Genomic DNA, 9190 nt, shown 5'->3' with positions numbered 1-9190 from the left:
GTCACTCTGGCGGCGAGCCCACCAAGCACGCGCACAACGCTGCCACTACGCCACCCGCGACAAGCGAGATCGCGAGCCACGGCTGTAGTACCCGGGGCACGGTCACGTGGTCCGCGAATTCGTGGCTGGCCCGGAATCTGTACACCGCAAGTATCAGATCCTTCAATGCCGCCTGGGCCCGTTCGGCGTCCAAGCCGTCGTCGAGGGCTTCCAACGCGGCGGCCGCCGCGACTCGAACGGAACGTGGCAAGCCGTCGGAGGCAGCGACCCGGTAGGCGAGGGCACGGCGAGCCGCCTGTTCCTCACTCGACCCGGCAGAAGTGAGCGGGAACACCGCCGCCTCGTACAGCGCGATGGTCACAAGGACCGAGTCGGCGAGCCCTTCCGCATAGCCATCCCCCTTCAAAGGGCGCGGACGGGCCGCCATGCCAAACCCGACACCCACCCCGGCGGCCACCGCGCCCACCACGGCACCTGCCCACTCGTCCACGAAGAGGCCGTAGCAGGCTCCAGAACCCACCACGCACACCGGCAGCATCACGGTCATCACAGACACGCGGGTGTTGAGCTGGGATGTCATGGCCAGCAGTATGCACACGCCTCCCGGGACTGCGGCGGGCAAGGGCCGTCCCACGGCCGGTGCTGTTCCTCAAGTGCGCACAGCCGCCGCTTCTGACCTGGCTGGGTGTCCGTGCCGCACACACGGACACCCTCTCCCCCAGCGAGATCAGCGACACCTGCAGGCCGTGGGCGCGACGGCCGTTGTCGCGGCTCCCAGGCGGCGGGCCCGCCGTCCTGACCGGTCCGGCTGTCAGCTGCCGTCGCGGGCGATCCGGCGGCCGACGGCCATCCAGACCGGCTCGGCCGGTTCTTCGGGCACGGCACCCGTGAGGCCGTCGAGGTGCTGGACGGCCTCACGGGTGATGTAGCGGTCGGGGTCGGGGGATTGCAGGTAGCGGCGCAGCAGGTCGGCGTCGAGGTCCTGGCGCTGGAGGTAGGCGGCGAGGGTGCCGACCAGGAGGTGGTTGTGGGCGAGGGCGTCGGTCAGGGCGTACAGGACCAGGCGCTGCCACTCAGTCATGCTGCCGGCATGCAGGGTCTGCTGGTGCTGAGCGCGGGCGAGGTAGGCGTTGATGCGGCGGCAGTGGTGGTTCACCAGGGCCAGTAGCTCCGGTGGCACCTCGTCGTCCACGGGGCGCGGGGCGGGTTCGACCGTGCGGGGTGCGGGCGCGGGCGGCAGGGTGTCGCGGATCTGCTGCAGGCCCGTGTCCTGCTGCGGGCCGTGGGGGATGTCGCTGCGCCGCTGCGGTCGCTTGCGCGGGTGGGTGGAGGTCATGGCCGTGCCGTCCTCGCGGCCGGTCCCACGATCCGGCGCCTGACGGGTGGCGTGGCGTGGCCACACGGGCGGGGCGCTGTAAGTGACGCGGCGCGTCTGGGGCCTACCTGTCCGCGTCAGTCGTGGGCTGATGCGGCACTCGGCCGGGCACCGTCACAGCGCGAACAAGGGGCGGCACCAGCCAGGACAACGACGGTGGTCCTGCCGGGGTCACGGCCCGGCGGCCGGCCCGGCGGGGCCCGGCTTCGCAGCAGCATGCGGAAGTCCCGGGCCGGGTGTGCCGTGTGGTGCGGGCGGCAACGGCACGCGGGCAAAACGCCGGGAGCGGCAGGCCGCCGAGCAAGCAGAACGGCCTGCCGAGTAGGGCCAAACCGGTGTCTGGCAGGCCGTCCGAGCAGCGGAGCGCTCATGATGGCGGCGACCAGGCGCACCCCTACCGCCAGCCTCCGCGCAGAGCGCGTCTGCCGACGGGCTCCTACGCCAAGGCGGCGGGGCCGGCTCCGTGCTCATGGGAAGACGATACGGACAGGCCCTGACATCGTCATGGCCTTTAGGGCGAGACGGACACCTGCTGCACCGCACGGGTCAGGTCGGTCTCACCCGGCGGAGCATCCTGGTCTGGGCCACGGTGAGGGGCGGGCACCGTGACCATCTGCCGCTCGGCCCAACGGACCTGGCCCTCACGAGGTTGCCCACGAGCCGCCACATGGCCGCGCGAACGGCACCCGAAGAACCGCGCAGTGACTGACATTGCACGGCCCTGGCCCTTTGGTGGGCAGCGATTCCTGTTCTGAACGGGCAGGGTCTTCCGTGAAGCAGCACCTGGGCGGAAGGAGTTGCTGTGGATTGCGGCGATGCGGACGGCTGTCACTTCTACGCACAGTTTCTGCAACAGCTCGGCGAACAGGCCTTTACCGAGGTACAGCGGGCGGACACGAAGGCGACGACGCTGTGCGGGGTGGCTGGCGGCCTGCTGGCTCTGTCTGTGGCTGCCCTTTCGCAGAAGGGGAGCATCTCTTCGGGGACGGTGTTTCTGCTAGCTGTCAGCTGTCTTCTGCTTGTTGGGGCTGTGGCTGCTGCGCTGCTGGCGTTGCGTCCAGTACTGCCGGCAGGCGGTCTTCGCAGGGTGCTGGTCGGGGGATCGTGCGGGCATGGCGTCTGCGGTCCGGACTCAAGTAGTCCGGTGACCAGCTCAGTTGGCAGACGGGAAGGTGAAGAGGTCCGGCTGCGGACGTTTTCCCAGTTGGCCGACAGAAAACTCCGCTTGGTCCGCTTCGCTGGCGACCTTGTCCTGGCAGCGCTACTTGTGGCCGGAATGGGGCTGTTGAGCAGTTGCACATTCAATTGAGAGGATCTCAACGTATGTGACGAACTGCACCGAATCGCACCAGGGGGATGGATGTATCAGCCGCCGCGTGTCCAGGTGATCGGCGAGATGTTGTGGGGCCGCCTGCGAGCGCTCACGCCGCAGCGCGTGCGGCCGGCACGGAGCGTGCTGCTGCGGCAGGGAGATCCTGCAACGCACGTGATCCTCCTCGACTCCGGTTCAGCGCTGGTCACGCTGGCCGGGGCCAGCGGGGGGCGAACGCTTCTGGCCGTACGGGGGGCCGGCGAGTTACTCGGCGAGCTGGCCGTCCTTGACGACAGGCCGCGTACCGCGACGGTCATCGCCGCCGAAGCCTGCCACGTGCACATCGTGCCGGCTCCCGAATTCCTCAAGTTCGTGAACACTCACGACCTGCTAACTCCTTTACTGCGCCACGCCATCGCTCGCGTACGGGAATCAGACGCCGTGCGGTTTGAACTTGCCACCGCATCCGTGCCCGTGCGCCTGGCATCGGCTCTCTGGCGCCTGGTCGAAGCCTCCTCAACCGTGTCTGCGCAGCATTCCATTCCTCTGACTCAGGCTGAACTGTCTCAGTTGATCGGCGCGTCCCGAAACGCCGTCGGATCAGCTCTCCGGCCGTGGCGGGAGCAAGGCTGGGTGCGGACCGCGTCAGGCGGCGGCCTGCTCGTCTGCAACATTCATGCCATTCAGTCACATGCACATATGCAGACGTGATGCGCGGCATGCCGGACATGCCCACTGGTGGGCACCGGCGTCGGATGGATCCCATCAGCATGGGGCACTCATCTGACCGCTCGTGCTGAAAGGGCCGGTGCCCGCATGTCATCGTCGCCACACCCGGAAGAGAAACAGATTCCGGCCGAGTTCGCCTTGCTGGCTTTCGACATGGAGAAGTACAGCCAGATCCCCGAAGCGAAGATGGAAAGCACGCGGTCCGACGTGGACGACATCGTGGCCAGCGTGCTCGCCGACTGCGGACTGCCCGACCCCCAGGCGCTGCCCCACTCTTACAAGGACGGCGGGGACGGCGCGATCCTGCTGTTTCCCCCCGAGGCCCTTGCAAGGATCATCGACCCCCTGCTCGGCCGCCTCAGCGCGGCCTTGGGGCGCTACGACCAGCAACGGCTGGCCAGCAGTCCCCTCGTACGGCTGCGGGTCGCGGTGCATGCCGGGCCCGTGACGGGCCCTGAGCTCCGGAGTGGCAACGCCCTCGTTGATGTCAGCCGGCTCCTCGACAGCCAGGCCGTGCGCCAGGCTCTGAAGTCCGCGGCGGACACAGGTGGCTTCCTCGCCGGTGTCCTGTCCGAGACCGCCTACCAGCGGTGTGTCCACGGCGGCTACACCCCTCAGCTGGCGCCCCTTCACTTCGCGCAGGCCACCGCTCGGGTCAGTGACAAGCCGGGCTACCAGGCACTGTGCCATCTCCACGTGCCCGGCATGCCGGGTACTGCCATCACGCCGTATCTGAGCGACGAGCCGGACCCGGGTTCGCCTGCTGCCGGTTCCTCTCCCGAGCCCGGGCCGTCCGGCTCCGCGTCTGCCGCCCAGGGCGGCGGCATCCAGTTCCACGCACCCCTGTACGGGGCCACCGTGGGCGGTCACATCGAACGCGTGCGCAACACGTATCCGCATCGCTGACCGCTATCCACCCTGGCCCGTACCCCCTTCATCCTCCTGGAGTGCCCTCATGTCCGATGTCCCGGACGATCCCGCCCGCCCGCACCAACCCGCTCCCGAGGCCGGCGCTGCTACACCGCCCGCACCCCACGGCTGGAAATCGCCCTGGCGCCGCAGCCAGGACGCACGCGAGGGCGGTGGCCACACCAGCACACCCCCCGCTCCGCCGGATGCTCCTCCCACTGGCCAGGAGGAAGGACCTACTCTGCACACAGCGGGCGGCGCGATCCACGTGCACCGTCATGTCGACGTCGTCGCGCAGCACATCGACGAGCTGATCCTGGAGACCCGTAAACGAGACGTGCTGGAAGGCGACGTCCAGGACCGCGCGGCCCTTCTGCAGCAGCCATTCGTCCGCAACGACCACTGGACCGAACTCTGGGCCCAAGCTCTGCACCCGGGCGCTGGCAGTCTTCGCCAGCCCGTACTCATCGTCATCGCGCCACGCTCGTTCGGCTCCACGACGCTCAGTCTGCGACTGCTCGCGGAGCACACCGCCGCCCACATCCCTCTGGTGAAACTGGACGCGGACTGGAGCAGCCCCGCCAGGGGCCGCCTCCCGCTGGAGAGAGACCACGCCTACCAGCTCGACCTGAAGCACCCGGTGAACGACGCCTTGTCGGCCGACTTCCTCAATGCGTTGTCCAAGCATGCTGAGAGCCTTCGCAGTGCCCGCTCGCATCTGGTGCTGACCGTGGCGGAGGGCCTGTGGACCGACCACCGTCTGGGAGAGCGAAGCGGCATCCACGTTCTGCGCCTGCGCCAGGCCCCCGACGCTCTGGCTCTGATGGAAGCGCACCTCGACACTCACGGCTACAGCCGTCTGACCAGCATGCTGCGTTCATCGGCTCAGGCTCAGGCCAGCGTGCGTGGTCTGAGCGCGGTAGGCGCAGCACGCGCCGCGCGCACGGTCGTGGAGGCCTGGGAGGAGCACCGTCACCTCGAAAAGCAGCCCCAGCATGCGGACACCGGCAAGGTCGCCGAGCCGCTCACGCTGCTCCAGCGCATTGAAGCGGCGCTGACCGACTGGCGCAGTGAACTGGACACCAGGTTCGGGGAATCCACTCCGCGGCACGACAGCGGCAGCTCCTCTCTCACTCTGGAAGACCGCTGCCTGCTTTTGGCCCTGGCCGTGTGGCAGTCCGCTCCGATGCCCCAGGTCACCCGCAGTGCAACCCAGCTGCAGGAAAGCATCGAAAACTCTCCCGGAAATGCTGCGGCGCTCTCGCCCGTGCGCAGCGCGTTCTCCAGCCGGGGGCTACGCCGTCGCATCATCGACGTCGGAGCCGACGTCGACAATCAGGACATCGTCGTCTTCGACAGGCCTGCCTACGGCCGTGCCGTACTCGAGTACGTCTGGGACAACTACGACGTCATGCGCGATCCGCTGATCGCCTGGCTGGTCGGCACAGCCGCTGACGCTTCGTCGAAGGACCGGGCCGTACGGGTACTGACAGAGCTGACCGTGCGGCACGGGACGGTTGAGTACCTCGAAAGTCTCGGCAAAATCACCAGCGGGGTCCGCCCGGACGTGCTCGGCACCGTCATGGACAACGCGGTCCGTGATGAACACGTCGGCCGCCTCGCCTGGAGCATGCTGTACCGGTGGGCCGCCCGGTCCGAGTACGCGCCCGTGGTGATTGAGGTCTGCCGGCGCATTCTCCAGGAACCCGACGTCACCGCCTCAGCCGCCAAGATGGCGATGGTACGTCTGCGCCGCGTCGCACAGTCCAGCGCCGATCCGGACACCCGCAGGAGTGTCCTGACCGTCTTCCAAGAGCTGGCCGGCCAGCCTGCAGTGAAGCAACGGCTGGTTGCCGAGGTCAGGAGCTGGCAGCAGGACAAGGGGTCCGCCCGCAGCGGCGGCCTCGCGTTCATGGCGCTGACCTTCCTCACCGACAACGGCATGCCGTGGCTGATGTCCCCTTCCGCATCGGACATCGACACAGTCCGCGCCGTGCACGACCTGCTCAAGGACACCGACACCACAACCGAGATCATCCCCCGCCTGACCGCCTGGATCCGTGCATGCGCCGACGACCCCGAGCTGTACCCGCAGCTGCGGGACCAGCTGCTGCCAGCCCTGCGGGGGCACAACATGTTCCAGGCCGGTGCCTCGCTCATGCAGGAACTGCAGGGGGTATCCACCACCGAGGGCGCAAGCGTCGCGGACGACTTCTACCACCACCTCGTCGATGTCCGGCTCCGTTCCGTCTTCCCGCCGCCGGGAGACGCTGCATGAGATGGCCATGGCAGCACCCTGTGCGCACAACCAGCTGCAGCAGGCCCCGGCTGCTGCCCACCGCCACGGACGGCATCAGCTTCGAAGCCATCTACACCATCAACTGGCGCCCCCGCCAGCGCAGCCAGCCGGGCGTTGAAGAAGCCGTCCGCACCCACGTCCACACCTCAGCACTCGACACGGCAGCCTGCCTGCCAGCCACCGACCTCCTCGCAGCCCAGGATGCCGTCAACGCCGCCCTGCCTCACAGCTGCCGCACTGCGCATTACCGCCTGATCTCCGCCCGGGCAGTCCTGCAACTACCTCCCGATGCGCAAGACTTCCTGCAACAGCAACAGGCAGACGGCCACCGCGTCCGCCGGCTGCGCTTCCTCAAGACCCACCTCTACGACCACCCAGGCCTCGTCGTCCTGGACCGGCTCGAGCACCACCCCCCCGGAGTACTCAGCGACGACCACGTCGCCGAACTCCAGCGCCTCGCCCGGCTGATCACGTCCTGCGACCGATGGTGGTCCCCCCTGATGCAGCAATGGGAGCAGCTCGGCGACGGCTTCAGCGACACCGAGAAGCAGCAACAGGCCATGCTCGCCCTTCTCGACTCACTCAAAATCCTCAACGGCGGAAGCCTGCCCGCTGGCGCCATCACTCCAGAACCCGACGCCTTCGCCCCTGCGACGCAAGGGAAGGCCCACCCATGAAACTCGCTCTGTGGCGGGCCGTCCTCGCCCCCCTCACCAGCCTCCGGGCTCTCTTAGTCCAGCGACGTAGCGCCACCCCACTGTCCTACGACGCCGCCTGGCGCCAGGCCCGCATGCACCGCCACCCCGACGACATGCCCTACCGCCTCCACGGCCACCAACCGGGACCTGCCGTCGACGCCGCAGACCACCATCGCGCCAAGCGACCATCCACAGACGCCACTTAGAAACACCCGGGGAAGTGCAAGGCGAGCCGGCTGACCACCAGAGCCCGACCGCGTCGGCATGCAAGCCTATGTATCCACCTGATCCATGGCGTCGTTACTCCAGTAGACCGCCTGCCACTCCCCAGGCACGCGGCCAAGAAAGCCGGCTACCGCTGCCTGGTCTCAGCCCTCACCACACCGGCTTGGACCCTCGGCCCGGACCCCGCAACGGCTTGCGGAGATCGGGCCACCCGCAGACAGCTCACGCGAGCAGCGGCTCAAGTGTCATCAGCTCCACCTGCCCGACGTCCGACCAGAGCTCTCGTAGTCCGCTGTCCAGCGCCTCGGGCCAACAGGTGGTGCGGCAGGTGATCCGCAGACGCGGGGTCTCGCGCTGCGGCTCCGTCAGCGCTTTCAGCTGCAGAAGCAGGACTTCGTCGAGGCCGGGAAGGTCGCTCAAGCCCTCATCCAGACCGTCCAGGACATGCCAGGGCTTGGCGCCTCCCCCGTGCAGGAGTTGATGCAGTGCACTGGCCGCCGAGGCGCTATCGGCGACGTCCCGACCAGATGCAGAGGCGCTCAGTCAAACACATCTGTGAGCTCATTGCTTGTCTGTCATGCTCGCCTTGCGCCGTACGCGACGCGCTCAACACTGCTGAAAATGAACGGCGTTTCCGATGAAGATCCACTCAGTAGCGGCTCAAGATTTCCTCTCCTTCGCCTCTCTCGACCTGCCGCTCGACACCGGGGCAACGGTCATCACCGGACCGAACGGGGCCGGGAAGTCGAATCTGGGCGCGGCAATCGCGTTCCCGGGCCTTGTCCTGGAACACGGACTGCGCGGTGACCGCGATGCCGCGGATCCGCTCGAGGCTTTCCGACAAGCCGGCCGGAACGGGACTGACACGTACACCGTCAGTCTGGACCTTGAGCTGGACCAGCCCTGGGAGCAGGAACTGGTCAGGCTGTTCATCGAAGGCGCGGTTGCGGCGGCGGCCATCGAGCAGCTCTCCGCTGCGGGCACAGCAACCCCGCGCGAGGCCGTCCTGGGTCTGTTCGTCGAACTCCCAGTGGCAGCGGACTCCATCCGCAGTCTCCTGCGCGGCAAACTGACCGTCGCCTACAACGCCCGCCAACATGGCCCGTGGTGGGCGGCCTGGAACTTCCGCCATGCCGGCCAGGACATACAACTGCTCCTCAAAGGGCCGGGCGCAGGGCGCCTCTGCCGCGGACACATGCCCCCGTGGATGGACAACGTGGTAGCGCCCTTCCGCACCACGATCCCGCCGCTGGGACTGGGAAAGGAAGCGGACAAGGCCCCGAGAGTCGATCAGCTGACGTCCATTCTGCGACACGAGCATTCACCGCAGGCAGGGAAACCTCAGCCTTCATCAGTCGACTTCGCCCGCATCCTAGACAGTCTGGACGAGACTGCTGCCTTCTCCCTGGACGTCCCTTCGCTGGCCAACAGCAACGTCCCGCAACCGGTCAGCCTGGGGCTGCTCGCCCGGGCACTGGGATATGAACAGAGATCGCAGATGCGCTTCGACTTCCGGTTCGTCCTGGCCGAGGTGCTTCGTCGGGGACTAGTAGGGCTTGGTCAGGTTCGTAGTGGCGTGGGTATGTTGCGGTGGCAGGTGGGGCAGGCGCCGGTCCAGGCAGCGAGCAGTGTCTGCAAGTCGC

Annotated in this window: 7 protein-coding genes and 1 pseudogene; 5 read left to right on the top strand and 3 right to left on the bottom strand. The window is 67.8% G+C overall.

Going from position 1 to position 9190, the window contains the following annotated elements; genetic code table 11:
* Position 1 precedes the first annotated feature (1 nt).
* Positions 2–580 (bottom strand): hypothetical protein, encoded by a 579-nt coding sequence (locus ABZV42_RS41630; protein WP_356057457.1) that lies wholly within the window; start codon positions 578–580, stop codon positions 2–4.
* A 231-nt stretch (positions 581–811) separates the two neighbouring features.
* Positions 812–1336, bottom strand: a complete 525-nt coding sequence (locus tag ABZV42_RS41625; RefSeq protein WP_356057455.1) for a hypothetical protein — start codon at positions 1334–1336, stop codon at positions 812–814.
* A 1399-nt stretch (positions 1337–2735) separates the two neighbouring features.
* Between ABZV42_RS41625 and ABZV42_RS41620 the strand changes: the two genes are divergently transcribed.
* From ABZV42_RS41620 to ABZV42_RS41605, 4 genes are all read left to right on the top strand, one after another.
* Positions 2736–3398: a Crp/Fnr family transcriptional regulator gene (locus ABZV42_RS41620; RefSeq protein WP_356057453.1), complete on the top strand. Its 663-nt coding sequence runs from the start codon at positions 2736–2738 to the stop codon at positions 3396–3398.
* 105 nt (positions 3399–3503) lie between these two features.
* Positions 3504–4322 (top strand): hypothetical protein, encoded by an 819-nt coding sequence (locus ABZV42_RS41615; RefSeq protein ID WP_356057451.1) that lies wholly within the window; start codon positions 3504–3506, stop codon positions 4320–4322.
* 271 nt (positions 4323–4593) lie between these two features.
* A complete protein-coding gene (locus ABZV42_RS41610; RefSeq protein WP_356057448.1) occupies positions 4594–6603 on the top strand; it encodes a hypothetical protein in 2010 nt (669 codons plus the stop codon).
* A gap of 20 nt (positions 6604–6623) precedes the next feature.
* Positions 6624–7301 (top strand): hypothetical protein, encoded by a 678-nt coding sequence (locus ABZV42_RS41605; protein ID WP_356057445.1) that lies wholly within the window; start codon positions 6624–6626, stop codon positions 7299–7301.
* Between the two features lie 468 nt (positions 7302–7769).
* Here ABZV42_RS41605 and ABZV42_RS41600 read toward each other — a convergent pair whose 3' ends face one another.
* Entirely contained in the window at positions 7770–7967 is a 198-nt protein-coding gene (locus ABZV42_RS41600; RefSeq protein WP_356057443.1) for a hypothetical protein, read from the bottom strand.
* A gap of 217 nt (positions 7968–8184) precedes the next feature.
* Here ABZV42_RS41600 and ABZV42_RS41595 point away from each other — a divergent pair.
* A pseudogene (locus ABZV42_RS41595) lies at positions 8185–9190 on the top strand (hypothetical protein); the annotation flags it as partial.

It is taken from the genome of Streptomyces sp. NPDC005281 (genome assembly GCF_040607495.1).
Taxonomy (GTDB): domain Bacteria; phylum Actinomycetota; class Actinomycetes; order Streptomycetales; family Streptomycetaceae; genus Streptomyces.
Note: the sequence above shows the minus strand (reverse complement) of the source record. Positions and strands in the feature narration are given on the sequence as shown.

Bases quoted from the DNA above. Each gene is read 5' to 3' on its own strand.
- ABZV42_RS41630 (WP_356057457.1), bottom strand. From the start codon at position 580: ATGACATCCCAGCTCAACACCCGCGTGTCTGTGATGACCGTGATGCTG.
- ABZV42_RS41620 (WP_356057453.1), top strand. From the start codon at position 2,736: ATGTATCAGCCGCCGCGTGTCCAGGTGATCGGCGAGATGTTGTGGGGC.
- ABZV42_RS41625 (WP_356057455.1), bottom strand. From the start codon at position 1,336: ATGACCTCCACCCACCCGCGCAAGCGACCGCAGCGGCGCAGCGACATC.
- ABZV42_RS41615 (WP_356057451.1), top strand. From the start codon at position 3,504: ATGTCATCGTCGCCACACCCGGAAGAGAAACAGATTCCGGCCGAGTTC.